This is a genomic window from Alkalihalobacillus bogoriensis ATCC BAA-922, assembly GCF_000621445.1.
GTDB lineage: Bacteria > Bacillota > Bacilli > Bacillales > Bacillaceae_F > Bacillus_AO > Bacillus_AO bogoriense.
In genome coordinates this window covers 211,551-236,959 of sequence record NZ_KK211277.1, presented here as the reverse complement: position 1 = coordinate 236,959, position 25,409 = coordinate 211,551, and the positions used below count along the sequence as shown (strand labels likewise).

General features: G+C 38.0%; 27 protein-coding genes. 25 read left to right on the top strand and 2 right to left on the bottom strand.

Going from position 1 to position 25,409, the window contains the following annotated elements:
• Positions 1–46: 46 nt before the first annotated feature.
• The 14 genes from T323_RS0116965 (at position 47) to spoVM (ending at position 13,914) form a co-directional block, all read left to right on the top strand.
• Complete coding sequence (locus T323_RS0116965) at positions 47–928, top strand: YicC/YloC family endoribonuclease (RefSeq protein WP_026674339.1); 882 nt, start codon at positions 47–49, stop codon at positions 926–928.
• Positions 929–1,034: 106 nt separating this feature from the next.
• Positions 1,035–1,298, top strand: a complete 264-nt coding sequence (remA, locus tag T323_RS0116960; protein ID WP_026674338.1) for an extracellular matrix/biofilm regulator RemA — start codon at positions 1,035–1,037, stop codon at positions 1,296–1,298.
• 30 nt (positions 1,299–1,328) lie between these two features.
• Positions 1,329–1,943, top strand: a complete 615-nt coding sequence (gene gmk / locus T323_RS0116955) for a guanylate kinase (protein ID WP_026674337.1) — start codon at positions 1,329–1,331, stop codon at positions 1,941–1,943.
• A gap of 1 nt (position 1,944) precedes the next feature.
• Entirely contained in the window at positions 1,945–2,157 is a 213-nt protein-coding gene (gene rpoZ, locus T323_RS0116950) for a DNA-directed RNA polymerase subunit omega (protein WP_026674336.1), read from the top strand.
• Between the two features lie 85 nt (positions 2,158–2,242).
• Positions 2,243–3,457, top strand: coding sequence for a bifunctional phosphopantothenoylcysteine decarboxylase/phosphopantothenate--cysteine ligase CoaBC (coaBC, locus tag T323_RS0116945; RefSeq protein ID WP_026674335.1), 1,215 nt, complete (start codon positions 2,243–2,245; stop codon positions 3,455–3,457).
• Positions 3,447–5,852: a primosomal protein N' gene (gene priA / locus T323_RS0116940; protein WP_026674334.1), complete on the top strand. Its 2,406-nt coding sequence runs from the start codon at positions 3,447–3,449 to the stop codon at positions 5,850–5,852. The genes coaBC and priA overlap by 11 nt, the downstream gene beginning before the upstream one ends.
• A gap of 30 nt (positions 5,853–5,882) precedes the next feature.
• On the top strand, positions 5,883–6,833 hold the full coding sequence (fmt, locus tag T323_RS0116935; RefSeq protein ID WP_026674333.1) for a methionyl-tRNA formyltransferase: 951 nt from the start codon (positions 5,883–5,885) through the stop codon (positions 6,831–6,833).
• Positions 6,826–8,178, top strand: coding sequence for a 16S rRNA (cytosine(967)-C(5))-methyltransferase RsmB (gene rsmB, locus T323_RS0116930; protein WP_026674332.1), 1,353 nt, complete (start codon positions 6,826–6,828; stop codon positions 8,176–8,178). Before fmt ends, rsmB begins: the two co-directional genes overlap by 8 nt.
• 16 nt (positions 8,179–8,194) lie before the next feature.
• Positions 8,195–9,274, top strand: a complete 1,080-nt coding sequence (rlmN, locus tag T323_RS0116925) for a dual-specificity RNA methyltransferase RlmN (protein WP_035179090.1) — start codon at positions 8,195–8,197, stop codon at positions 9,272–9,274.
• Entirely contained in the window at positions 9,275–10,033 is a 759-nt protein-coding gene (locus T323_RS0116920) for a Stp1/IreP family PP2C-type Ser/Thr phosphatase (protein WP_035179088.1), read from the top strand. It begins immediately after the preceding gene.
• Between the two features lie 5 nt (positions 10,034–10,038).
• A complete protein-coding gene (pknB, locus tag T323_RS0116915; protein WP_026674329.1) occupies positions 10,039–12,024 on the top strand; it encodes a Stk1 family PASTA domain-containing Ser/Thr kinase in 1,986 nt (661 codons plus the stop codon).
• A gap of 73 nt (positions 12,025–12,097) precedes the next feature.
• Entirely contained in the window at positions 12,098–12,979 is an 882-nt protein-coding gene (gene rsgA, locus T323_RS0116910) for a ribosome small subunit-dependent GTPase A (protein ID WP_026674328.1), read from the top strand.
• 2 nt (positions 12,980–12,981) lie between these two features.
• Positions 12,982–13,629: a ribulose-phosphate 3-epimerase gene (gene rpe / locus T323_RS0116905; RefSeq protein ID WP_026674327.1), complete on the top strand. Its 648-nt coding sequence runs from the start codon at positions 12,982–12,984 to the stop codon at positions 13,627–13,629.
• A 204-nt stretch (positions 13,630–13,833) separates the two neighbouring features.
• Complete coding sequence (gene spoVM, locus T323_RS27005) at positions 13,834–13,914, top strand: stage V sporulation protein SpoVM (RefSeq protein ID WP_035179085.1); 81 nt, start codon at positions 13,834–13,836, stop codon at positions 13,912–13,914.
• A gap of 200 nt (positions 13,915–14,114) precedes the next feature.
• On the opposite strand, the gene rpmB is transcribed toward spoVM, so the two are convergent.
• Positions 14,115–14,303: a 50S ribosomal protein L28 gene (gene rpmB / locus T323_RS0116895; protein WP_026674326.1), complete on the bottom strand. Its 189-nt coding sequence runs from the start codon at positions 14,301–14,303 to the stop codon at positions 14,115–14,117.
• A 271-nt stretch (positions 14,304–14,574) separates the two neighbouring features.
• Here rpmB and T323_RS0116890 point away from each other — a divergent pair, with 271 nt between their 5' ends.
• The 11 genes from T323_RS0116890 to rnc all read left to right on the top strand — a co-directional run bounded on the left by T323_RS0116890 (position 14,575) and on the right by rnc (position 24,960).
• A complete protein-coding gene (locus T323_RS0116890) occupies positions 14,575–14,937 on the top strand; it encodes an Asp23/Gls24 family envelope stress response protein (RefSeq protein ID WP_026674325.1) in 363 nt (120 codons plus the stop codon).
• A gap of 21 nt (positions 14,938–14,958) precedes the next feature.
• Complete coding sequence (fakA, locus tag T323_RS0116885; protein ID WP_026674324.1) at positions 14,959–16,626, top strand: DAK2 domain-containing protein; 1,668 nt, start codon at positions 14,959–14,961, stop codon at positions 16,624–16,626.
• A gap of 127 nt (positions 16,627–16,753) precedes the next feature.
• Positions 16,754–17,416, top strand: coding sequence for an L-serine ammonia-lyase, iron-sulfur-dependent subunit beta (gene sdaAB, locus T323_RS0116880; protein ID WP_026674323.1), 663 nt, complete (start codon positions 16,754–16,756; stop codon positions 17,414–17,416).
• Between the two features lie 14 nt (positions 17,417–17,430).
• Complete coding sequence (sdaAA, locus tag T323_RS0116875) at positions 17,431–18,318, top strand: L-serine ammonia-lyase, iron-sulfur-dependent, subunit alpha (RefSeq protein ID WP_026674322.1); 888 nt, start codon at positions 17,431–17,433, stop codon at positions 18,316–18,318.
• Positions 18,315–20,357, top strand: a complete 2,043-nt coding sequence (gene recG / locus T323_RS0116870; RefSeq protein WP_026674321.1) for an ATP-dependent DNA helicase RecG — start codon at positions 18,315–18,317, stop codon at positions 20,355–20,357. The genes sdaAA and recG overlap by 4 nt, the downstream gene beginning before the upstream one ends.
• 75 nt (positions 20,358–20,432) lie before the next feature.
• The gene (gene fapR / locus T323_RS0116865) at positions 20,433–20,987 is read left to right on the top strand and encodes a transcription factor FapR (RefSeq protein ID WP_026674320.1); all 555 of its coding nucleotides are present in this window, start codon (positions 20,433–20,435) and stop codon (positions 20,985–20,987) included.
• A gap of 78 nt (positions 20,988–21,065) precedes the next feature.
• Positions 21,066–22,076 carry a phosphate acyltransferase PlsX gene (gene plsX / locus T323_RS0116860; protein WP_026674319.1) on the top strand — a complete coding sequence of 337 codons (1,011 nt, stop codon included), beginning with the start codon at positions 21,066–21,068 and terminating at the stop codon, positions 22,074–22,076.
• Positions 22,076–23,014 (top strand): ACP S-malonyltransferase, encoded by a 939-nt coding sequence (gene fabD, locus T323_RS0116855; protein ID WP_026674318.1) that lies wholly within the window; start codon positions 22,076–22,078, stop codon positions 23,012–23,014. The genes plsX and fabD overlap by 1 nt, the downstream gene beginning before the upstream one ends.
• A 9-nt stretch (positions 23,015–23,023) precedes the next feature.
• A complete protein-coding gene (gene fabG, locus T323_RS0116850) occupies positions 23,024–23,767 on the top strand; it encodes a 3-oxoacyl-[acyl-carrier-protein] reductase (RefSeq protein WP_026674317.1) in 744 nt (247 codons plus the stop codon).
• Between the two features lie 93 nt (positions 23,768–23,860).
• On the top strand, positions 23,861–24,094 hold the full coding sequence (acpP, locus tag T323_RS0116845) for an acyl carrier protein (protein WP_026674316.1): 234 nt from the start codon (positions 23,861–23,863) through the stop codon (positions 24,092–24,094).
• 74 nt (positions 24,095–24,168) lie between these two features.
• On the top strand, positions 24,169–24,960 hold the full coding sequence (rnc, locus tag T323_RS0116840; RefSeq protein ID WP_026674315.1) for a ribonuclease III: 792 nt from the start codon (positions 24,169–24,171) through the stop codon (positions 24,958–24,960).
• A gap of 192 nt (positions 24,961–25,152) precedes the next feature.
• Here rnc and T323_RS0116835 read toward each other — a convergent pair whose 3' ends face one another.
• Entirely contained in the window at positions 25,153–25,383 is a 231-nt protein-coding gene (locus T323_RS0116835; protein WP_026674314.1) for a DUF1128 domain-containing protein, read from the bottom strand.
• Positions 25,384–25,409: the final 26 nt, after the last annotated feature.

Sequence of the window (25,409 nt, the reverse complement as noted above, 5' to 3'; positions counted from 1 at the left end):
GCAAATGGTAAAATTGGTTAGAATAGAGAAAGTGGATGTGATAAGTATGGTAAAGAGTATGACAGGGTACGGTCAAGCTTCTGTATCTAGTGAAAGTGGGAAAGTCACTGTTGAAATACGGTCTTTTAACCATCGTTTTTCCGAAATAACAATCAGAATTCCTCGACAATTTTTACAAATCGAAGACCGGATAAAAAAACGAGTTCAAGAACAAATAAAACGAGGGAAAATAGAGCTTTACATCGGAATTGATGGAGAAGAGTTGGTGACAAAATCAGTAAAAGTAGATTGGTCGCTAGTGAAAGAGTATACAAAAGTGGCGGACGAAATGATGAATAAGACAGGGGTAGCTAAAGAGAAGCTACTAGAAACGATTTTATTTCAAGATAATGTTGTGGAAGTGATTGAAAAGGAAAATGAATCTACCCATCTTCAAGCTACTATTGTAGAAGCGGTTGAAAATGCCCTTCTTCAGCTTGTAAATATGAGACAAGAAGAAGGTTCTGTGTTGTGTGATGATGTGAAAAAAAGAATTGTAAAAATATCTTTCATTGTCGATGAACTAAAAGAGTATGCACCAACGATTGTGTCAAAATATGAAAAAAAACTGTATAAGAAAATAAAAGATGCAGTAGAGGGACAACTTGACATGGATGAGGCGAGAGTCATAACAGAAGTGGCCTTATTTGCAGATAAATCAAATATTGATGAAGAGCTAACAAGATTGACGTCGCATTGCCAACAGTTTCTTGTCATCTTACATGAAGATGAACCGATTGGAAGAAAGTTAGATTTTCTCGTTCAAGAATTAAATCGGGAAGCAAACACAATAGGTTCAAAAGCAAATGATATACATATTAGTCAGCAAGTAGTAGAATTAAAGAGTGAGATAGAGAAAATTAAAGAACAAGTGCAAAATATTGAATAAAACGAGAATTCCCGCTAGTGCTCGAACGAATTTTCGTATATAGTAATTATAGAATGGCAAAAATAGTGGGAGTTGTAGGAGCGCTCACCTAATGGGGGAAATTTTCATGAATATTAAATTAATCAATATTGGGTTTGGGAATATTGTTTCTGCTAATCGAATCATTTCAATTGTAAGTCCTGAGTCCGCACCAATAAAACGAATTATTCAAGAAGCAAGAGACAGAAATATGCTGATTGATGCTACATATGGTCGGAGAACAAGAGCAGTAATTATAGCAGATAGTGATCATGTTATTTTAAGTGCAGTCCAACCTGAAACGGTTGCTCAACGGTTGACAACAAAAGAGGATGGTGCAGACGAAGCTTAAAGTCATGTGGCTTATATAATGGAGGTACATATGAAGAAAGAAAAAGGTTTACTAATAGTGCTGTCAGGTCCAGCCGGAGTAGGAAAAGGGACGGTTTGTGCGGCACTTCGGAAAGAAAATACAGATATTCAATATTCAGTTTCCGCAACAACACGTTCACCAAGAGCCGGAGAAGAAGATGGTGTGAACTATTTTTTTAAATCGCGTGAACAATTTGAAACGATGATTGAGAAAAATCAACTATTAGAATGGGCTGAATATGTTGGGAATTATTATGGCACACCAATTGACTATGTTCGTCAAACATTAGAGGCAGGAACAGATATTATTTTAGAAATCGAAGTGCAAGGAGCGTTAAAAGTGAGAGAGCGGTTTCCAGAAGGAGTATTTATCTTTCTGATGCCACCAAGCTTAGCTGAGCTCCGAAAGCGAATCCAAGGTCGTGGCACAGAAACAGCGGAAATCATTGACAAAAGAATGACAGTCGCTAAAGAAGAAATTGAAATGATGAAAAAATATGATTATGTCGTTGAAAATGACGAAGTAGAATTAGCGGTTGAGCGGATTAAAGCTATCGTCGTTGCGGAACATTGTAAGCGAGAACGACTTATTGAAAAATACAAACAACTTGTGGAGGTCGAATAATATGTTATACCCATCAATTGACTCTTTAATGGATAAGTTAGATTCAAAATATACGTTAGTGACCGTATCATCGAAACGAGCTCGTGAAATTAAAGAAAACGCGCGCCGTGCACCATTAGTAGCAAAACCAGCATCACATAAACCAGTGGGAATGGCGTTAGAAGAAATTATTCATGAACATCTTAAATTTGAGCGATATACAGAAGAAGAGTAAAAGAAATAAAAACAACCTATACCTTGTAGGTTGTTTTCTTTCATTATGCCTAAACGCATTACATGTATGATAGGGGGAACAAAGCGTGATAGTTGGGAAAAATGTGTTGCTATGTGTAACCGGGGGAATTGCCGTATTTAAAGCTGCAGCATTAACGAGTAAACTCGTGCAAGCGGGGGCGAATGTTAAGGTTGCGATGTCAAAGTCTGCAAAGGAATTTGTAACACCATTAACATTTCAAACATTATCAAGGAATATGGTCTATGATGATACATTTAGTGAAAATGACCCACAGGTTGTTGCTCATATTGATATAGCTGATTGGGCTGATGTTGTTGTCATTGCCCCTGCAACGGCAAACATGATAGGGAAATTAGCAAATGGTATTGCTGATGATATGATCTCGACAACACTGCTAGCAACGACAGCACCTGTATTTGTCGCTCCAGCAATGAATGTTCATATGTATGAGCATCCAGCTGTTCAACGGAACATGGAGAGAATTCGTCTAGATGGCTATCAGTTTATTGAACCAGAAGAAGGTTATCTTGCCTGTGGATATGTAGGAAAAGGAAGGTTACCAGAACCAGATGATATATTAGCATGTTTAACTTCTTTTTTTGCTAAAGAAAAAGAGAAGCCACTACGAAATAAAAGCGTTCTTATAACAGCAGGTCCAACACAAGAAAAAATTGATCCTGTTCGTTTTATTAGTAATCACTCCTCAGGGAAAATGGGGTATGCTCTAGCACAAGAAGCGGTCGAGCTAGGTGCGAATGTCACCCTCATTTCAGGTCCGTCTTCTCTTGACATCCCAAAAGGATTAACATTTGTTCCAGTTGTAACGGCCGAAGAGATGTATGAAGCTGTTATTAAAGAATATCCAACAAGTGATTATGTTATTAAAAGTGCTGCGGTGTCCGATTATCGACCGAAACAAACGTATTCACAAAAAGTAAAGAAACAAGAAGGACCTTTATCCATTGAATTTGAACGAACAAAAGATATCCTCAAAACATTAGGTGAAAACAAAAAACATCAACTATTAATTGGATTTGCAGCTGAGTCACAACAAGTAGAACACTATGCTAAAGACAAGTTAGAACGGAAGAACTTAGATATGATTATTGCTAATGATATAACAGAAAAAGGGGCAGGATTTGCTTCTGATACAAACCGGGTCCTCATCATAACAAAAAAAGTGGTCAAACCTCTCCCGCTTTTATCGAAACAAGAAGTCGCTACTGAAATATGGAAAGAAATACTCGACTATAAAGGAACGGCTTACGATGTTTGCTAAAGTCATTGTTGACATTCCAAGTGGTCAAACCGATAAGCTTTTTGATTATCAAGTACCACCCGAATATGTCGATGTCATTGAAAAAGGGATGAGAGTTGTCGTTCCTTTTGGACCACGAAAAATTCAAGGGTTTGTCATTGAACTCGTTGAAGTTTCGTCTGTGAAAAATGTGAAATCAATTATTGAATTATTAGATGTCACACCGGTTTTAACAGAAGAGTTATTAAATATAGGAAAGTGGCTAGCGGAAACGATTTTATGTTATCGGATTTCTGCTTATCAAGTTATGCTCCCAGCAGCAATGAGAACAACAGTAAAAAAAGAAGTTAGAGTATTAGACGAAACTAATCTTTCTCCTCGTCTTTTACCTTTATTTGAAACTTCTTCTTCTCGACAATGGGATGAAATAAAAAAAGACGGAAAACTTGTGAAAGAAGTTCAACAAGCTGTAAAAAATGGGACAGTAGAAATGATGTATCAAGTAAAAGAAAAAGGACAAAAAAAGCTAGAGAAAAGATTAAGGATACTTCAACCGATTGAACAACTTAAAAAAGAGCTTGACCAAACATCAGACCGAGCATCAAAACAAAAGGAATTGCTCTCTTTTTTTATTCAACATCCTAGTGATATCTCTTTACAGCAACTTCTTGAACAAACAAATGCATCTCGAACATCTGTTAAAGGATTAGAAGCTAAAGGAATAATTGAACAATTCGAAGTTGAAGTGTATCGCGATCCTTTCGATGAATTGGAGTTTACAAAAACGGAACCTCTCACACTGACGACAGAGCAACAACAAACCATTGAACCGATTTTGGCTGCAATTAAGGAAACACGACATGATACTTTTTTATTGCACGGTGTAACGGGAAGTGGGAAAACAGAAGTCTATTTGCAAGCGATTGCCAAAGTGCTTAAGGAAGGAAAAGAAGCGATTGTTTTAGTACCTGAAATTTCGTTAACACCTCAAATGGTAGAGCGGTTTAAAGGTAGATTTGGAAATGAAGTCGCTGTCTTACATAGTGGACTTTCTGTAGGTGAGAAATACGACGAGTGGCGAAAAATTCACCGTAAACAAGTTCGAGTTGTTGTTGGTGCCCGCTCTGCTATTTTCGCTCCGTTTGAAAACTTAGGGCTCATCATTATTGATGAAGAGCATGAAGGAAGTTATAAACAAGAAGATAATCCAAGGTATAATGCTCGTGAAGTGGCTATTTATCGAGGGAAATATCATGAATGTCCAGTTGTGTTAGGAAGTGCAACACCTTCGTTGGAAACATATGCGAGAGGGCTTAGAGGAAGGTACCACGTATTGCCTTTAACAAAACGAGTGAATGATAAACCGTTACCAGCAGTAGAGATAATTGATATGAGAGAAGAATTAAGGGCTGGAAATCGCTCGATGTTTTCGGCCACGTTGTTTCAACATATACAAGACCGTCTCGAAAAAAATGAACAGACTGTTCTTTTTCTTAACCGAAGAGGGTATTCAACATTTGTGATGTGTCGAGACTGTGGGTATGTAGCGCAGTGTGAGCATTGTGATATCTCATTAACGTATCACCGCAATCAAAATGCATTGAAGTGTCACTATTGTGGCCATGAAGAAAACATGATTACGACATGTCACTCATGCGGAAGTGAGCATGTCCGCTTTTTTGGAACGGGAACACAAAAAGTAGAAGAAGAGCTCGGAAAGTTACTACCAGAAGCACGTGTGATTCGAATGGATGTCGATACAACAAGAAAAAAAGGAGCACACCAAAAATTATTACAAGCTTTTGGGGAAGGAAAAGCCGATATTCTATTAGGCACTCAAATGATAGCCAAAGGTCTAGATTTCCCTAATATCACTCTTGTTGGTGTGCTCGCTGCCGATTCGATGTTACACTTGCCAGATTTTAGAGCGTCAGAGCGAACATTCCAATTGCTAACCCAAGTTAGTGGAAGAGCAGGAAGACATGAACGTCCAGGAGAAGTTGTCATCCAAACATATACACCAGAACATTATAGTATAGAGTTAGTGAAACAACATGATTATATCCGATATTTTCATCAAGAGATGGCGTTGCGAAAAAAAGCGGGTTATCCTCCATACTATTTTCTAACATTAGTTACAGTCTCCCATCCAGAACTTGGAAAGGTCATTCATGTGACGGAAAAAATAACGGCCTTTTTAAAGAATAGCTTAGGAAATCAAACTAAGGTGTTAGGCCCTGTAGCTTCACCGATCCCGCGGATTAAAGATAGATATCGATATCAATGTTTGATAAAATACAAAAATGAACCAGAGCTAGCTGAATTACTAAGAGAAATTCAGCATATGTACATGCGTGAAACGAGTCAAGGACCATTACAATTGTCCATAGATACAAATCCACAAATGTTTATGTAATGTTAGTATATTGTGAAAGTGAGGATAATAATGAACGTTATATTTATGGGAACGCCAGACTTTTCAGTACCAGTATTAAAGCAATTAGTAGATGATGAATATCAAATTATCGCGGTTGTAACACAACCAGACCGACCGAAAGGAAGGAAAAAGGTCATCACACCTCCCCCTGTAAAAGTAGAAGCTTTAACACATAATATTCCCGTGTATCAGCCAGAAAAAATTAAAGATGAAAAAGAACTGGAAGCGATTTTAGCATTAAAACCAGATTTAATTATAACGGCTGCATATGGTCAAATCTTACCTAAGGCATTGTTAGATGCACCAAAGTATGGGTGCATTAATGTTCATGCTTCACTTTTACCCAAATATAGAGGTGGAGCACCGATTCACCAAGCGATTATTGATGGTGAGAAAGAAACAGGAATAACAATAATGTATATGGCGGAAAAACTAGATGCAGGCGACATTATTTCACAAACGGTCGTTCCAATATTAGAAAATGATCATGTTGGAACACTTCATAACAAATTAAGTGCTGCGGGGGCAAAACTATTATCTACTACGCTACCAGACTTACTTGCCGGTGACATCAAACCACAACAACAAATTGATGAAGAAGCGACTTTTGCTAAAAATATTTCTAGAGAGCAAGAAAAAATAAATTGGGCAATAAACGGAGAAGCTATCTATAACCAAATTCGAGGATTACATCCATGGCCTGTTGCTTTTACAACAATAGAAGGACGAAATGTAAAAGTATGGTGGGGCAATAAAGTAAAGACGGATAAAGAACAACGCGCAGGAACCATTTTACGTGTCGAAGATGATGGATTTACAGTGGCAACAGGAAATGAAATTGGAATAAAGGTTACAGATTTACAACCGGCAGGAAAAAAACGGATGATGGCAAAACAGTATTTGCAGGGCACAGGTTCGTTTTTAAAAGAAGGAATGATAATAGGAGACGATCATGAGTAAAAAGTCAGTTCGCGAAATCGCACTTGATGTGTTACTTCAAATTGAAAAAAATCAGGCGTATAGCAATTTGTTGTTAAATCAAACGATTAATAAAACAGAAATAGAAAAGCGCGATGTCGCCTTATTAACAGAAATTATATATGGCACAATTCAACGTAGAGATACGCTTGATTATTACTTGAAACCTTTCATTAAAAAAGGTCTATCCTCATTGCAACAATGGGTTCATGTTTTACTAAGATTATCACTTTATCAAATGGTCTATTTAAATAAAGTTCCAGAACGAGCCGTTGTCCATGAAGCTGTAAACATAGCGAAAAAACGTGGTCACCAAGGGGTTTCAGGAATGGTGAATGGCATTCTTCGAAGTATACAAAGAGAAGGGCTTTCAGACTTTTCTAATATTAGTGATAAGGTCGAGCGTTTAGCAGTTGAAACAAGTCATCCATTATGGTTAGTCAAAAGATGGGTAGAACAATTTGGCTTTGATGAAACAAAGAAAATATGCGCTCAAAATTTAAGAGCTCCTGCGGTGACACTTCGGGTGAATCAAACGAAAGGTACGAGAGAGGAGGCAATTCTAAGATTGCAGGAAGAAGGCATTGAAGTCGAACATGGTCACTTATCTGAGGATGCATTAAAAGTTGTAAAAGGAAACATTCCAAAAACTGAATCTTTTCGTAATGGCTATATTACTATTCAAGATGAAAGCTCAATGCTAGTAGCACGTGCATTATCCCCATCACAACATAGCCAAGTACTAGATTGTTGTGCTGCGCCTGGCGGTAAATCAACACATCTTGCCGAACGAATGATGAATACAGGAAATGTGATTGCATTAGATTTACACAAACATAAGGTGAGGCTAATTAAAGAAAGCAAAGAGCGATTACAGCTTACAAATGTAAGTGAACAGGTGTTGGATGCTCGACTAGCTCACGAGCATTTTAGCGAGGGAAGCTTTGATTATATTTTAGTTGATGTACCACGCTCTGGTTTAGGTGTAATTCAAAGAAAACCAGATTTGAAATGGACGAAAACAAGCAAAGATATGGAGGCTATTTCTATTATCCAACAAAAGATTTTAGCTAATGTTGCTCCTTTATTAAAAAAAGGTGGGACCCTTGTCTATAGCACTTGTACAATTGACGCCATTGAAAATGAAGAAATCGTGTTCAATTTCTTGGCAGAAAATAAAGAATTTGCTTTCGATCCAACTTTATTCGAAAGATTACCTCGTGTACTACAAACAAAGAAACAAGGAAATACTGGGTATGTAACGATATTACCGCATGAGTTTGGGACGGATGGTTTTTTTATTGCAGCATTAGTAAGACGATCTTAGTGTGAGGAGGCGTAGTATGGCTGAAATGAGGGCGAAAACTGATGTTACGACGAAAGTATCCATATATTCTCTTTCTTTTATTGAACTAGAGCAATGGTTATTAGATAAAGGTGAACCAAAATTTCGAGCTGCACAAATTTACGATTGGTTGTATAAAAAAAGAGTGACACAAATAGATGAAATGACAAATTTGTCATTTCAACTACGAGAAAAGCTTGAGCAAGCATTTACATTAACAACGTTACATATTGTGACAAAGCAAGTCTCTAGTGATGGGACGGTAAAATTTTTATTTGAATTACATGATGGTTACTCCATTGAAACGGTAGTAATGCGACATGAATATGGAAACAGTGTTTGTGTAACTACTCAAGTTGGCTGTCGTATTGGATGTACGTTTTGTGCGTCAACATTAGGAGGATTAAAGCGTAATTTAGAAGCAGGTGAAATTGTCGCTCAAGTATTAGAAGCACAGCGCGCAATGGATGATGAAGACCAGCGAGTTAGTTCTGTTGTGGTCATGGGGATTGGTGAGCCTTTTGATAATTATGAAGCGCTAGTATCTTTTATTAAAACAATCAACCATGACAAAGGCTTAAATATTGGGGCACGACATATTACTGTCTCAACAAGTGGCATTGTCCCTTATATCTATAAGTTTGCAGATGAAGGAATGCAAATTAATTTTGCGATTTCATTACATGCCCCGACTATGGAAATCCGCACGAAACTTATGCCTATTAATAAAGCTTACCCATTGCCGAAGTTAATGGACGCTATTTCCTATTATATTGATAAAACAGGAAGAAGAGTGACGTTTGAGTATGGATTATTTGGTGGAGTTAATGATCAAGATGAGCATGCCGAACAATTAGCAGATTTAATTAAAAATATTAAATGCCATGTGAACTTAATTCCGGTAAACTATGTAGTAGAGAGAGATTATAAACGAACACCACGAGAACAAATTTTTAGTTTTGAACGAGTATTAAAGAAACGTGGTATTAATACAACGATTCGCCGTGAGCAAGGTCACGACATTGATGCAGCATGTGGCCAGCTAAGAGCGAAGGAGCGGAAAGAGGAGACGAGGTGAATGGATTTGATTTATGCATTTAAAACAGATGTGGGACAAGCAAGACCGCATAATGAGGATAACGGGGGAATATTCCTTGCAAAAAATGGCGATGTATTAGCAGTTGTTGCAGATGGAATGGGTGGCCACCAAGCGGGTGATGTTGCAAGTAAAATGACAAAGATGATCCTAGAAGAAAAGTGGAGCGAAGTTGAACAAATTTCAAACCCTACAGACGCAGAAAAGTGGCTAATAAATAACATTAATCAAGTTAACGAAACGTTGTATTCCCATGCAAATGAACACGTTGAATGTCAAGGCATGGGAACAACGTTAGTCGCTGCGATATGTACAAATCAATTTGTTACGATTGCCCACATTGGTGATAGTCGTGGATATGTACTGAATACAAGTGGTTTCATCCAAAAAACACAAGACCATTCATTAGTGAATGAACTTGTCAGAACTGGACAAATTACCGACCAAGAAGCGGAAAACCATCCACGAAAAAATGTGTTATTACGAGCATTAGGAACAGAAAATCAAATAAAAGTAGACGTGATAACGTTAGAATGGGAATTAGGAAACTATTTATTATTATGTTCTGATGGGTTAAGCAATAAAGTAATTGATGAAGAAATTAATGATGTCTTACTATCAGATGAAAAGATAGAAGAAAAGGTTAATAAGCTTATAACGATTGCTAATGAACGTGGTGGGGAAGATAATATTACTGTTGCGGTTGTACATTATTCTTCTTCAGACGATGAGGTTAGGTGAAAAAAATGATAGGAAAAAGAATTAGTGGTCGTTATCAAATTCTTGAAAGAGTAGGCGGAGGCGGAATGGCCAATGTCTATAAAGCACTTGACGTTATACTTGACCGAGAAGTTGCAGTCAAAGTATTACAACCTCAATTTTCTGGTGATGAACAGTTCATTAAACGGTTTCGTAGAGAAGCTCAGGCGGCGACAAGCTTAGCTCATCCCAATGTTGTTAGTATTTATGATGTTGGGGAAGAAGAAGATATCTATTATATTGTTATGGAATATGTTGAAGGTCCTACATTAAAAGAGTACATACAACAAAAAGGACCGATTCCCCTTGATGAGACGATTCATATTATGTCACAAGTTATGTCAGCGATTTCCCATGCCCATATGAATCAAATTGTGCACCGAGATATTAAGCCTCATAATATATTAATTAGCTCAAATGGAGATGCTAAAGTTACAGATTTCGGTATTGCTAGAGCGATGTCTTCTGCAACAATCACTCATACAAATTCCGTAATGGGTTCAGTTCATTATTTATCTCCTGAACAAGCAAGAGGTGGCGTTGTCAATCTTAAATCAGATATTTATTCATTAGGTATTGTGTTATATGAGATGGTAACTGGGAAACTGCCTTTTTCTGGAGATACAGCGGTTTCGATTGCCATTAAACATTTGCAAAGTGAAGTTCCATCTGTCCGAACGTATCAAGCAAATGTTCCGCAAAGTATTGAAAACATTATTAAGAAAGCGACAGCGAAGGACCCGTTTCACCGTTATGTAACGGTGTACGATATGGCTGAAGATTTAGAAACAGCTCTAGATCCGAGTCGGTTTCATGAAGCACCATTTGTTATCCCGACGGATGATGAAGTAACAAAAGCGATTCCAATTATCAAAGACAATATGGTAAATGAAAATGATATGGACAAAACGATCGAGGCTACCCAACCAACGTCTGAAAAAGTTGAACCAGTAGTAGCAGAGCCGAAAGAAAAAAAGAAAAAGAAAAAGCGAACAGTAAAAGTCATCGTTCTGTTAATCTTTTTATTTTTACTAGCCGCTGTTGGTACTTTTGCTTTTCTTCCTAATCTTCTTAAAGTAGATGAAGTAGAAGTGCCAGATGTCCTCACTTTACAAGTAGATGAAGCAGAGGCTTTACTTCTTGAAAAGAACCTTGAAGTTGAAATAGAGTTCAGTCCAGACGATGAAGCCGAAGAAAACACAGTGATTCGGCAACATCCACGTAGTGGGTCGGTAGTAAAAGTAAATAGTATTGTCACCCTTTATGTAAGTGAAGGAAAAGAAAAAACGGCTATGCCAAATGTGGTGGACTTGCCACGAAACCGAGCAGAACGTTTGTTAGAAGGAGTGGCAGAAATTGAATTTGTAGAACGGGAAACAGGTGAATATGAACCAGGGATTATTTTGTCGCAAAATCCAGAAGCTGGCTCGCTCATCATTATGGAAGAAACAACCGTTCACTTAACCGTTAGTGCTGAAGCTGAAATCTCACTCGAAAATTTATCGGGTATTACAGAGGAAGCTGCTCGTGAATATTTAAAGTCAGAAGGACTTATCGGGCAATTTACAAATCAACATTCAAATAGCGTAACAGAAGGAAGGATTATTTCACAGTCTCCTAACCCATTTACGAAAGTGAAAAAAGGAGATGTTGTCAATCTTGTTGTTTCCAAAGGTCCAGAGCCAGAACCAGAGCCAGAGCCGGAACCTGAACCAGAAGAGCCGAAAACAAGGGCAATAGAAGCGCAAATCCCAATTGGTGTAGAAGATGAAGATAAAGAACGCGGGGCTTCATTTCACATTCGAATTGTATTTGATGATGCAACGACCTCTGGAGAAAAAGTGTTTGTAGATGAAACGATAAAAGATTCTAAAACATACCGGGTTCCACTACGAGTGAGTACAGAAAAGGATGCGACAGTGAAGTTATATATAAATGGGGAAGAAGTAAAAACGTATAGTTATTCCTATTAAATGAAAACATGTAAAAGGGATAGTTTATCCTATCCCTAATCCTTTCTTTAGAAAGTTAAGCTAAGGAGGCATAATGGCAAAAGGCAAAATCATTAAAGCATTAAGTGGATTTTATTATGTCAAAAATGATGATGGTATATTTCAGTGCCGTGGGAGAGGTAATTTTCGTAATCGAAATATAAAACCTTTAGTGGGGGATATGGTCGAATTTGAGGCTGAAAATAAAACAGATGGTTATATTCTTGAAGTGTTTGAGCGAGAAAATGAAATGGTTCGTCCTCCTATTGCAAATGTAGAACAAGCTATTCTTGTTTTTTCCGCGCAAGAGCCGGAATTTAGTCCTCTATTATTGAATCGGTTTTTAGTACATATTGAAGCACACGATATTATCCCGATCATTTGCATTAGTAAAGTTGATTTGTTAACAGAAGAAGAAAAACTTGAAATGTATAACTATAAAGCGGATTACGAAAAGATAGGATATGAAGTAGTTCTTATTTCTAGTAAGAAAAAAGAAGGGTTAAAACATGTAAAGTCATTATTTGATAATAAAATTAGTGTCATTGCTGGACAATCAGGAGTTGGGAAATCTTCTCTATTAAACGCGATTAATCCAGATTTATTAATTGAAACAAATGAAATTTCTACTCATTTAGGTCGTGGTAAACATACGACTCGCCATGTGGAACTCATCCCGATTGGAACCGGCTTAGTTGCGGATACCCCTGGGTTTAGCTCACTAGATTTTACAACAATAGAAGCAGAGGATTTATCGTTATATTTTCCAGAGATGAAAAAAGAAATGGGAAATTGTAAATTTCGTGGCTGCACACATACGAGTGAACCAAAATGTGCTGTGAAAGCTGCAGTGGAAAAAGGGGATATCGTTCAATACAGGTATGACCACTATTTAGAATTTTTAGAGGAAATTAAAAGTATGAAACGGAGGTACTAGTCATGGTTAAAATTGCACCATCAATTTTATCTGCTAATTTTGCCAAGCTTGAGGCGGAAATTAAAGATGTTGAGCAAAGCGGAGCAGATTATATTCATATTGATGTTATGGATGGACATTTTGTCCCCAATATAACGATCGGCCCCCTCGTTGTGGCGGCCATACGACCTGTTACAGATTTGCCATTAGATGTCCATTTAATGATAGAAAACCCAGATAAATATATTCCAGAGTTTGCAAAGAGCGGGGCTGACATTATTTCAGTCCATGTTGAAGCATGTCCACATTTACACAGAACGATTCAATTGATAAAAGATTGCGGTGTGAAAGCAGGTGTAGTTTTAAATCCGGCAACACCTGTTGATACGATTCAGCATGTCATTAGTGATGTTGACCTTGTTCTACTTATGACTGTAAACCCTGGATTTGGGGGACAACGGTTTATCGAAAGTGTGTTACCAAAAATTCACGCGGTTTCTGAAATGGGAAAATCAAAAGGATTAACGTTAGACATCGAAGTAGATGGCGGTGTTAATAAAGATACAGCTCGACGTTGTATCGAGGCTGGAGCGAATGTACTAGTTGCCGGCTCTGCTATTTACAATGAAACCGATAGACAAACAGCAATTGCCCAAATAAGGGGCAAGTAAGTGATGTTTCCTCCATGAAAATCTCAAATAGACTAACATATTCATTCAAAAATTGCATAGGATGGACTATAGAAAAAAAGACAAGATGATTTTCTATAAATTTTCGGTACTATTTTAATTGTGTTGAATATACTAGTATAAATGAGCATTGTCATCATCCTTCATACTTTTTCCGGTGGCAATTTATGTTGAGGAGGAGGAGCTATGAAATTTTATACGATTAAACTACCTAAGTTCATTGGTGGTTTTGTAAGAGCAGTATTAAGTTCGTTTAAAAAAGGGTAGTACAAAATCGAAAAGTACACCGTGCTTGTCTTCGGTGTACTTTTTTGGGGAATAGGCTTTTATAAAACACAATCAGGCAATTGTCAATTTAGTGATTGACAATTGCCTGATGTGGCTTGCTTTTTTTGTTTTTAGCATGAATTTCTATCCAAACGTTTACACGATACATGAATTAAAAGTATAGAAACCCATTTTGTTCATTACGCGCGTTCTACTTTGCCAGACTTTAATGCGCGAGCAGATACATAAACGCGTTTTGGTTTGCCGTCTACTAAAATACGTACTTTTTGTACGTTAACACCCCATTTACGCTTTGTTTTATTCAGAGCGTGGGAACGTTTGTTACCAGTACGTGCTTGTTTACCAGTAATGTGACATTTACGTGCCATGTAAGTGCACCTCCTATCTCACAATGAGATGAATCAAGTTTCATCCGAAATCATACTTGAATATCTTAGCATAGCCTTGAAAAGATTGCAATAATATTCTATCAAGGAATATTGCTTGACGCCGATTTTTGTGAACTTTCTTTTAAAAATGTGCAGAATATAGTAAGATGTAGGGTAGTGAAGTAAAGTGGTGTATACACGTACAACCCTATATGTGGATGAGTGGAAATATTTCCTGTAGCTTGAAAATACGAGAAGGGGGATTTATCATATGTCAATTGAATTAAAAACGCAAATGGGTGTTATTGAAGTTTCAAAGGAAGTAGTAGGAACGATTGCTGGTGGAGCTGCTGTTGATTGCTATGGCATTGTTGGTATGGCTTCACAAAAACAAATCAAAGATGGAATAACCGAATTATTAGGTAAAGAAAATTTCCAACGTGGCGTTGTCATTCGAGAAGAAGAAAATGAAGTACATATTGATATGTACATTATTGTAAGTTACGGTACGAAAATTTCAGAAGTCGCTCATAATGTGCAAACGAAGGTAAAATACCAGTTAGAAAAAATGTTAGGTTTGACTGTTGATTCAGTTAACATCTTTGTTCAAGGGGTTCGGGTTACTAACCCTTAATCCGAGTTAGGAGGAAGTCAAGTGTCAAGTAAGGTTATTAATGGTCAGTTATTGGCGCATATGTTTATTGAAGGTGCAGCCAATTTATCAAAACACGCAAAAAAAGTAGACTCTTTGAATGTGTTTCCAGTTCCAGATGGAGATACAGGTACAAATATGAACTTATCGATTACATCTGGTGTGAAAGAAGTAAAAACAGCGTCTAAAGATAAGGCAACATCTGTCGCAACCGCTTTTTCAAAAGGATTATTGATGGGGGCAAGAGGAAATTCAGGTGTCATTTTGTCACAGTTGTTCCGCGGATTTTCTAAAGCACTTGAAGGGAGACAAGACATTACTGGAAAAGATTTAGCTAAAGCATTTGACCTAGGGGTAACTACAGCTTATAAAGCTGTTATGAAGCCTGTAGAAGGGACAATCTTAACGGTTGCGAAAGATAGTGCGAAAAAAGCAATGGCGGTAAAGCAGGATGATGCAACAGCTGTTATGGAAGCAGTTGTGAAAGAAGGAAGAGCTTCTTTAAAAAGAACACCAGATTTATTACCGGTCTTAAAGGAAGTAGGGGTAGTTGATTCTGGTGGACAAGGATTGCTTTATATTTACGAAGGATTTCTTGCCATTTTAAAAGGGGAAAAAGTGTCTGATGGTGCAGAAGATGAACCTTCAATGGAAGATTTAGTAAAAATGGAGCATCACAATGTTCAAAGTCAACTTTCTACTGAAGATATTGAATTTGGATATTGTACCGAAGTCATGGTGAAGTTTGAAGAAGAAAAATTGAAACTCCATCCATACAACGAATCGAAATTTCGCCATGAGTTAAGCGAAATAGGAGATTCATTGCTCGTTGTATCAGATGAAGAACTTTTAAAAATACATATCCATGCTGAAACCCCAGGGGAAGTATTATCAAAAGCACAGCGGTATGGAAGCTTTATTAACGTAAAAGTGGACAACATGAGAGAACAGCATACTAATCTTTTAGATGTGACAAAAGCAGTGTATGAAACGGAAGAAAAACCGAAGGAAAATAAACTGTTTGGCATTGTTACCGTTTCCATGGGTGAAGGAATTGCTTCTTTATTTAAGGGAATTGGAGCCGATGTTGTTATCGCCGGCGGACAAACAATGAACCCGAGCACAGAAGATATTGTCAAAGCAATCCATGATGTTCATGCAGATACCGTTTTTGTTCTTCCGAATAATGGAAATATTATTATGGCAGCAGAGCAAGCAGCAAAAGTAGCTGATCAACAAGTGATTGTGATTCCTTCTAAATCTGTTCCACAAGGGTTATCTGCGCTATTAACATTTAACCCAACTGGAAATGCTGAAGATAATGCGAACGCGATGAAAGAAGCTATGGGAGAAGTACAAACAGGGTTAGTGACATTTGCAGTCCGAGACACAAACCTTGATGGTGTTGAAATTAAAAAAGATGACTTTATGGGAATTGCCGAAAAGAAAATTGTTAGTTCTGGACCTTCTATGAATGAAGTAGCGAAACAGCTAGTTGACCAAATGGTAAATGAAGATACGGAGCTTCTCACTTTAATTTGGGGAGAAGGAGCCACAGAACAAAGTGCAAATGAACTTGCAAAATATATTCAAACCGTTTCCGAAGACATAGAAGTTGAGATCCATGAAGGAAAGCAACCGCTATATTCTTATATATTGGCGATAGAATAAAGAGACAAATATTCCTACCTACTTGGGTAGGAATATTTTTTCGAAAAGCTAATTTCAAAAAAAGATTGCTTTGCAAACGAGAGTATGCCCAAACAGTGTTTTAAAACAAGAACGGAGGGTAAAGTGGATGAAATATAGAACAGTATTTGATATTATTGGTCCGGTGATGATTGGTCCTTCTAGCTCACATACAGCTGGCGCAGCAAGAATTGGGCGTGTGGCAAGGACATTATTTCAAAAACAACCAACATGGGTGAATATCTCCTTTTATGGTTCTTTTGCAAAAACATATAAAGGACATGGAACTGATGTTGCGTTAGTTGGTGGAATATTAGATTTTGATACAGATGATCCTCGAATTACAAGTTCATTTAAGATAGCAGAAGAAAAAGGAATCATGATAAAAATTTTTGAGGAAGAAGCGATTACTGATCATCCGAACACGGCAAAAGTTGTTCTTGGTGATGAGGAAAATGAGCTCGAACTAATAGGGATTTCAATCGGTGGAGGAAAAATTGAGATTATTGAATTAAATGGGTTTGAGTTAAAGTTATCAGGAAACCACCCTGCGATATTGGTTGTTCATGATGATACATTTGGCGTAATAGCGAATGTATCAAATATCGTTGCTAAACATGAAATTAATATTGGTCATATGGAAGTTTCTCGAAAAGAAAAAGGGCAAGAAGCATTAATGGTAATTGAAGTAGACCAGAATGTAGAGTTTGAATTATTACAGCAATTGGAATCGTTACCGAATGTGAATAAAGTAACGAAAATTCACGATTAAAAGGAGGGCTTACCTTGTTTCGAAATGTAGCAGAACTAGTGGAATTAGCGGAGTCAAAACATATCAAAATTTCAGATGTCATGATTCTTCAAGAAATGGAAGTAACAGGGCGATCCCGAGAAGACATCATGTCGCAAATGGAAAAAAACTTAGATGTAATGGAGCAAGCGGTACAACGGGGAATTACTGAAAATATAAAATCTGTCTCGGGTTTAACCGGTGGAGACGCGGTATTACTTCAGCAATATATTGAAAAAGGGAATACATTAACGGGTACAACATTATTAGATGCAGTAAGCAAGGCTGTTGCAACAAATGAAGTGAATGCTGCTATGGGAACAATCTGTGCAACACCAACAGCAGGCTCTGCTGGTGTTGTACCTGGAACTCTTTTCGGACTGAAAAATAAATTAAAGCCGACGAAAGAACAGATGGTACATTATTTGTTTGCGGCCGGTGCCTTTGGATTTGTCGTCGCGAATAATGCTTCGATTTCAGGCGCTGCAGGGGGCTGTCAAGCTGAAGTAGGGTCAGCATCAGGAATGGCAGCAGCAGCCATTGTAGAGCTTGCTGGAGGGACACCAGCCCAAAGTGCAGAGGCGATGGCGATCGCATTGAAAAATATGCTAGGGCTCGTTTGTGACCCTGTAGCAGGATTAGTTGAAGTACCCTGTGTGAAACGGAACGCAATGGGAGCAGCAATTGCAATGACTGCGGCAGATATGGCACTAGCTGGAATTACAAGTCGAATTCCATGTGATGAAGTCATTGATGCGATGTATAAAATTGGGGAGACGATGCCAGTGGCATTAAGAGAAACAGCTCAAGGAGGATTAGCGGCAACACCAACAGGAAGAGCATTAGAAGTGAAGATTTTTGGAATACCGCTAGATAAAAAATGATTGGGTATGCAAATGTTGACGTTAGGGAGATAAAAGGAATCGGGGATGAAACGGCTGAACAGCTTTCGAGTTTGGGAATTACTACAGTGGAACAGTTAATTGAATATTTTCCGTACCGTTATGAGGACTATTCTTTAAAGGACCTTCATGACGTTCAACATGATGAGAGAGTTACTGTAGCAGGTGTTATTCATAGTGAACCCGTTGCTCGTTTTTTTGGAAAAGGAAAATCAAGAATTACTGTTCGTGTATTAATTGGGTCTGTCCTTGTGACTGCTGTTATCTTTAATCGTTCATATGCGAAGAAACAGTTGAAATTAGGGGAACAAATCACATTGACGGGCAAATGGGACCAGCACCGCCTCATGATAACCGTTCAAGAGTATAAAATCGGAATCCACGACCGTAATGAACTTTCACCTGTCTATTCTGTTAGTGGAAAAATAACGGTGAAATTTCTTCGGAAAATGATATATGAGGCAATTAAACAATTTGCAGACGATATTCCTGAAATTCTTCCTAGTGATATGCTAGAAAAGTACAAGCTTCTTGAACGAAAAGAAGCGATTATTCGGCTACATTATCCTCAAAATGCGAATAGTGTGAAACATGCACGTCGAAGAATGGTATATGAGGAATTTTTATTATTTCAGCTAAAAATGCAGTCTTTTCGTAAACTTTCCCGTGAACAATCAAAAGGTGTAGCCTATGTGGTTGAACAGGAGAAACTAAACGAGTTTAAACAACAGCTTCCGTTTTCATTAACTAAAGCACAGCAACGAGTTATAAATGAGATTATAACAGACATGATAAATCCATACCGGATGAACCGACTTTTGCAAGGTGATGTCGGATCGGGGAAAACAGTTGTTGCCGCATGCGCCATGTTTGCGGCATTTACTGCAGGTTTCCAATCCGCTCTAATGGTTCCGACAGAAATATTAGCGGAACAACATTTTGAATCTTTACAACAACTTTTCCAATCTTATGGAATTCAAGTGACATTATTAACAAGTTCGGTTAAGGGCAAAAAACGTCGTGAAAGAGTCGAACAAATTGCAAATGGTGAAGTTCATATTATTGTAGGGACACATGCTCTTATACAACAAGATGTTGAATTTCATCGGTTAGGGCTTGTCATCACGGATGAACAACATAGATTTGGGGTTGAACAAAGGCGAGTACTACGAGATAAAGGCGAAAATCCAGACGTCTTGTTTATGACAGCAACACCGATTCCGAGAACGCTTGCGATTTCGGTGTTTGGTGACATGGATGTGTCGATCATAGACGAGCTCCCGGCTGGGCGGAAAAAAATCGAGACGTATTGGGCAAAGCATGTGCAGTTTGACCGAGTGCTCGGTTTTATTGAAAAAGAAATAGAAAAAGGAAGACAAGCTTATGTTATTTGTCCACTTATTGAAGAATCAGAGAAACTAGATGTTCAAAATGCGATTGATGTCCATTCAATGCTTGCATCATATTATGAGAAATATCAAGTTGGGCTTATGCATGGCAGGCTTTCTTCAGCCGAAAAAGAAAAAGTAATGAATGAATTTAGCGAAAATAAACTTCAAATTCTCGTCTCAACGACAGTCGTTGAAGTAGGGGTTAATGTTCCGAATGCTTCGATTATGGTGATATATGATGCAGAACGATTTGGTTTATCTCAACTTCACCAATTACGAGGACGTGTTGGACGTGGGAGCCATCAGTCTTACTGTATTCTATTAGCTGATCCAAAATCGGAAGTCGGAAAAGAAAGAATGAAAATCATGACAGAAACAAATGATGGATTTGTTCTTTCAGAAAAGGACTTGGAACTACGAGGGCCAGGCGATTTTTTTGGACAAAAACAAAGCGGACTTCCTCACTTCAAACTTGGAGATGTTGTTCATGATTACCGAACATTGGAAGTTGCACGGCAAGATGCAGCCGAATTAGTACAAAATCATGAATTCTGGGAAAGTGAGTCATGGCAACGGATTCGCCAGTATTTAAAGCAAGAAGGCGTTTTTGATGGACAAAAACTTGATTAATCTATTGAAATCTAAAAAAATGACATATATACTACTCTTAGTACCTAGTCATATTAACGGGTGGTGGTAAATATAATGAAACGAACGAAAAAGGACCGCCAAAGGCTTTTACAAGAAACGATTGAGAAAAATCCGTTTATTACAGATGAAACGCTCGCAAAAGAATTTTCTGTAAGTGTACAAACGATTCGTTTAGATCGTATGGAATTGTCTATTCCGGAACTGCGAGAGAGAATAAAGGGTGTTGCTCAAAAACAATTAGATGATGTAAAAGCTTTGCCGATCGAAGAGGTTATTGGTGAAATTATCGACCTTGAACTTGATAAAAGTGCTATTTCAATATTGGATATAAAAGAAGAACATGTTTTTTCTCGAAATAAAATTGCTAGAGGTCATCATTTATTTGCGCAAGCAAACTCTTTAGCAGTAGCGATTATTAATGATGAGCTTGCTTTAACTGCAAAAGCAACAATCCGATTCACGCGTCAAGTGAGTGTAAATGAACGAGTTATTGCCAAAGCAAAAGTAGTGAAGCTAGATAAAGACAGAACAGTAGTAGATGTGCACAGCTTTGTTGAAAACGAACCTGTTTTTTCTGGAGAGTTCGTCATGTTTCGTTCGAAGAAGTAAAGGTTTTGTCGGAACTTTTTTGCAGGATTTCAATGAAATCTATTTAATTTTTCTAAAGTAGGAGTTGAGTGAACGAACATGCGTATTGCGATGGATGGTATGGGTGGCGATAAAGCACCAAAAGCACCAGTAGAAGCAGCGATGAGAGCGATAAAACAGTTTCCAAATCTTGAAATTACGATAGTCGGAAATGAAGCGGATATTCGCCAATATATATCAGATGACACAAGAATCTCTGTCATACATACAACGGAAAAAATAGAAGATACAGATACGCCAACAACTGCTGTAAGAAGGAAAAAAGACTCATCAATGGTGCTTGCGATTAAAGAAGTGAAAGAAGGACGTGCTGATGCTGTTATATCAGCTGGAAATACTGGGGCACTTATGACGGCAGGACTTTTACATGTTGGTCGAATTAAAGGCATTGACCGACCAGCATTAGCTCCGATGCTCCCAACGTTAGATGGTAAAGGATTTTTGCTTCTTGATGTAGGGGCAAATATGGATGCAAAGTCCGAGCATTTATTTCAATATGCGGTCATGGGTCATATTTATATGCAAATGGTAAAAAAACGCAAAACACCTCGAGTAGGGTTGTTAAATGTAGGAACTGAAGAGGGCAAAGGAAATGAACTAACAAAACAAGCATTTCCTCTCTTACAAGAAGGAAACTTTCATTTTATTGGAAATGTAGAAGCAAGGGATTTATTAACAGGTGTTGGCGATGTCATCGTTTGTGATGGTTTTTCTGGAAACTTAGTGTTGAAGTCAACTGAAGGTGCGGGACGTTCTCTATTTTCGCTCATCAAAACTGAACTAATGAGCTCATTATTTAGCAAACTCGTTGCGGGGTTGTTAAAATCTAGTTTCCTTCGTGTGAAAGCAAAGATGGATTATTCTGAATATGGTGGAGCAGCGTTATTTGGATTAAAAGCACCGGTCATTAAGTCGCATGGTTCTTCTGATTCAACGGCGTTTTACGAAACGATTGTTCAGGCAAAAGACATGGTAGAGGAGCATGTTGTCACAACAATACAGTCAGAGCTCGTGAAGTATGAGCAACAAAGAAGTAAAGGAGAATTATAATGGGGAAAATTGCATTTGTCTTTCCGGGACAAGGATCACAGTATGTTGGAATGGGACAAGATATTAAAAATGAAAAAGCAGAAATAAAGCAAATCTTCGAAAAAGCCGATGTTCGTTTAGGTTATTCATTATCTAACATTATGTTTAATGGTCCAGAAGAAACATTAAAACGAACAGAACATACACAACCCGCTTTATTAACGATGAGTGTTGCGGTGTTAGAATTAATGAAGTCATATGAAATCACCCCTGATTTTGTTGCTGGCCATAGTTTAGGAGAGTATAGTGCCCTTGTTGCTGCTGGAGCAATGCAGTTTGAAGATGCTGTTTATACGGTAAGGCAAAGAGGATTATTTATGGAAGAGGCGGTACCGTTTGGTGAGGGGGCGATGGCGGCCGTTTTAGGAATGGAAAGCGCAACTCTCGCAGTACTAACTGAAGAGGTTACAGCGGAAGGTAACCTTGTACAACTTGCAAATTTAAATTGCCCTGGACAAATCGTGATTAGTGGAACAGCTAAAGGTGTGGAACTTGCATCAGAAAAGGCAAAGGAAGCTGGAGCAAAAAGGGTTATCCCTCTATCTGTCAGCGGGCCGTTTCATTCAGCATTAATGAAACCAGCTGCAAATCGCTTGAAAGAGGTATTAGAGACGATAGCCATTGAAGATGCAAGTGTCCCCGTTATTGCTAATGTAACGGCACAAGAAGTTCGTTCTGCTGCCGATATTCGAGAAAAATTAGTAGAGCAAGTATATTCTCCTGTGCAGTGGGAAAACAGTGTACGAACGATGTTAGAGCAAGGTGTCGATACATTTATTGAAATTGGAGCGGGTAATGTTTTATCTGGACTCGTCAAAAAAGTGCAACGTCGAGTTAACGTTCATGCTATTAGTAACCAAGAGAGTCTTCAAAAAGCGCTTGAAGCAATGAAAGGATGACCAAATATGATATTAAAAGGAAAAACAGCTCTCGTTACAGGAGCTTCAAGAGGTATTGGGAAGGCAGTCGCACTCGATTTAGCGAAACAAGGAGCGAATGTTTGTGTCAATTATGCTGGAAGTAAAGAAAAAGCAGAACAAGTCGTTGCCCAAATAAAAGAACTTGGCGTTGAAGCCATTGCCATTCAAGCGGATGTTTCAAATAGTGATGAAGTGCAAACAATGGTAAAAGAAGTGGTATCTACTTTTGGTACAGTCGATATTCTTGTAAACAATGCAGGAATTACGAGAGATACGTTAGTCATGCGAATGAAAGAAGAAGACTGGGATGCGGTTATCGATACGAATTTAAAAGGTGTATTTTTATGTGCAAAAGCGGTTATGCGTCAAATGATGAAACAGCGCTATGGTCGAATAATTAATGTCGCTTCAGTTGTTGGGGTGTTAGGTAATGCGGGACAAGCAAATTACGTGGCAGCAAAAGCGGGAGTCATTGGGTTAACGAAATCATTAGCTCGGGAACTCGCAAATCGGAATATTACAGTTAATGCCGTAGCCCCTGGTTTTATTGAAACCGATATGACGGATAAGCTTCCAGAGGATGTAAAGGAAGGGTTATTACAGCAAATTCCACTTTCTTCACTTGGGAAACCTGAACATGTCGCACATGCGATCCGATTTTTAGCGTCAGATGAAGCAGAATATATGACAGGCCAGACCCTTCATGTTGATGGCGGGATGTTTATGCCTTAAGGGTAGAATTTTCCTTTGAAATCACCTATAATGTCATTAACTATGTAGACAGGGGTAAAAACATGTTTACTTTGAGAGGAGGTGAACGTAAACATGGCAGATACGTTAGCACGCATTACAAAAATTATTGTTGATCGTCTTGGTGTGGAAGAAGCAGAGGTGAAACCTGAAGCTTCATTTAAAGATGATTTAGGAGCAGACTCATTAGATGTTGTTGAGCTTGTTATGGAACTAGAGGATGAGTTTGACCTTGAAATTTCTGATGAAGATGCAGAGAAAATTTCTACTGTTCAAGATGTAGTAAGCTACATAGAAGGTCAGCAGTAGTTCATCGTCAAGTCCCATACTTATGAATGGGACTTGCTTTACATTAAAATTATGAGGTGAAAGGTTCGGTTCACATGCCACACTCTTCTAGAAATTACCGAAAACGGAATGTATCAAGTCAATATGATAGAAAGCAAAGACCCCGTAAAGTTACATTAACAGCTAGTCAAAAAGAAAAGTTTGAGCAATTAGAACAATTGCTAGGTTTAACTTTTCACGATAATAAGTTGTTAATCCAAGCTTTCACCCATTCATCCTATGTGAATGAGCATCGTATTAATCCTTGCAAGGACAATGAGAGATTAGAATTTTTAGGGGATGCAGTACTAGAACTTGCTGTATCGCAATATTTATATAAAAATTTTGATACGATGAGCGAAGGAGACATGACAAAGTTACGAGCAGCGATTGTTTGTGAAGCGTCTCTAGCGAACTTAGCCAACGAACTAGCATTTGGACAACTTGTTTTGCTAGGAAAAGGGGAAGAGATGACTGGTGGAAGACAACGTCCAGCTTTGCTTGCTGATGTATTTGAGTCGTTTGTTGGTGCATTATATTTAGACCATGATATGGACGCGGTTTATCGTTTTTTAAACCAAACGATTTACCCTAAAATAAATAGTGGTGCTTTTTCTCATATGATGGATTTCAAAAGTCAACTACAAGAATTTGTTCAAAGAGATAACATTGGTCAAATTCATTATGAGATTGTCCAAGAACGTGGACCAGCTCATAGCCGTGAGTTTGTTTCAGAAGTTGTTTTAAATGAGCAAGTTCTTGGTGTCGGGGTCGGACGCTCAAAAAAAGAAGCAGAGCAACATGCAGCACAACAAGCTTTAGTTAAGCTCAGTAAAGAATTGGAATAGATTGAACAGGGTGAAACATAATGATTGTTATGTTTAATCCATGGAAAAACGCCCGCTGTTAAAGTGGGCGTTTTTTTCAAAAGATAAGAAAGCATAAAAAGTTTTAGTGTAGAAGTGAAGCTTTGAAAGCTTATTCTAGAAAACCTTTTCTACCGTGGGACTTGGTTTGTCCAAATGAAGATTGGCTACTGCTTAGTTTTCCTCTTTTCGAAACTTACTTAACTCCGCAATAATCGCTTCAATTTCTCGAACACTGACTCGACTTTGGCGATTTAACATTTCGTAAATATCAAAAATATCCTCATAATGTTGTAAGTCAAATCCTTCAGCGCGAATCGCACCAACGTTAACAACTTGAAGCTTACGTTTTATTTCTTCAATCATATAATGCAAATTTTCTTCGCTTTGTACCGTTAAATCCATCGATGACACATCCTTTCTACTCGTTA

What these genes read in the sequence shown, in the direction of transcription:
- T323_RS0116965 (WP_026674339.1), top strand. Translation starts at nt 47, where the DNA reads ATGGTAAAGAGTATGACAGGGTACGGTCAAGCTTCTGTATCTAGTGAA.
- remA (WP_026674338.1), top strand. Translation starts at nt 1,035, where the DNA reads ATGAATATTAAATTAATCAATATTGGGTTTGGGAATATTGTTTCTGCT.
- gmk (WP_026674337.1), top strand. Translation starts at nt 1,329, where the DNA reads ATGAAGAAAGAAAAAGGTTTACTAATAGTGCTGTCAGGTCCAGCCGGA.
- rpoZ (WP_026674336.1), top strand. Translation starts at nt 1,945, where the DNA reads ATGTTATACCCATCAATTGACTCTTTAATGGATAAGTTAGATTCAAAA.
- priA (WP_026674334.1), top strand. Translation starts at nt 3,447, where the DNA reads ATGTTTGCTAAAGTCATTGTTGACATTCCAAGTGGTCAAACCGATAAG.
- fmt (WP_026674333.1), top strand. Translation starts at nt 5,883, where the DNA reads ATGAACGTTATATTTATGGGAACGCCAGACTTTTCAGTACCAGTATTA.
- rsmB (WP_026674332.1), top strand. Translation starts at nt 6,826, where the DNA reads ATGAGTAAAAAGTCAGTTCGCGAAATCGCACTTGATGTGTTACTTCAA.
- rlmN (WP_035179090.1), top strand. Translation starts at nt 8,195, where the DNA reads ATGGCTGAAATGAGGGCGAAAACTGATGTTACGACGAAAGTATCCATA.
- T323_RS0116920 (WP_035179088.1), top strand. Translation starts at nt 9,275, where the DNA reads ATGGATTTGATTTATGCATTTAAAACAGATGTGGGACAAGCAAGACCG.
- pknB (WP_026674329.1), top strand. Translation starts at nt 10,039, where the DNA reads ATGATAGGAAAAAGAATTAGTGGTCGTTATCAAATTCTTGAAAGAGTA.
- rsgA (WP_026674328.1), top strand. Translation starts at nt 12,098, where the DNA reads ATGGCAAAAGGCAAAATCATTAAAGCATTAAGTGGATTTTATTATGTC.
- rpe (WP_026674327.1), top strand. Translation starts at nt 12,982, where the DNA reads ATGGTTAAAATTGCACCATCAATTTTATCTGCTAATTTTGCCAAGCTT.
- spoVM (WP_035179085.1), top strand. Translation starts at nt 13,834, where the DNA reads ATGAAATTTTATACGATTAAACTACCTAAGTTCATTGGTGGTTTTGTA.
- rpmB (WP_026674326.1), bottom strand. Translation starts at nt 14,303, where the DNA reads ATGGCACGTAAATGTCACATTACTGGTAAACAAGCACGTACTGGTAAC.
- T323_RS0116890 (WP_026674325.1), top strand. Translation starts at nt 14,575, where the DNA reads ATGTCAATTGAATTAAAAACGCAAATGGGTGTTATTGAAGTTTCAAAG.
- sdaAB (WP_026674323.1), top strand. Translation starts at nt 16,754, where the DNA reads ATGAAATATAGAACAGTATTTGATATTATTGGTCCGGTGATGATTGGT.
- recG (WP_026674321.1), top strand. Translation starts at nt 18,315, where the DNA reads ATGATTGGGTATGCAAATGTTGACGTTAGGGAGATAAAAGGAATCGGG.
- fapR (WP_026674320.1), top strand. Translation starts at nt 20,433, where the DNA reads ATGAAACGAACGAAAAAGGACCGCCAAAGGCTTTTACAAGAAACGATT.
- plsX (WP_026674319.1), top strand. Translation starts at nt 21,066, where the DNA reads ATGCGTATTGCGATGGATGGTATGGGTGGCGATAAAGCACCAAAAGCA.
- fabD (WP_026674318.1), top strand. Translation starts at nt 22,076, where the DNA reads ATGGGGAAAATTGCATTTGTCTTTCCGGGACAAGGATCACAGTATGTT.
- acpP (WP_026674316.1), top strand. Translation starts at nt 23,861, where the DNA reads ATGGCAGATACGTTAGCACGCATTACAAAAATTATTGTTGATCGTCTT.
- rnc (WP_026674315.1), top strand. Translation starts at nt 24,169, where the DNA reads ATGCCACACTCTTCTAGAAATTACCGAAAACGGAATGTATCAAGTCAA.
- T323_RS0116835 (WP_026674314.1), bottom strand. Translation starts at nt 25,383, where the DNA reads ATGGATTTAACGGTACAAAGCGAAGAAAATTTGCATTATATGATTGAA.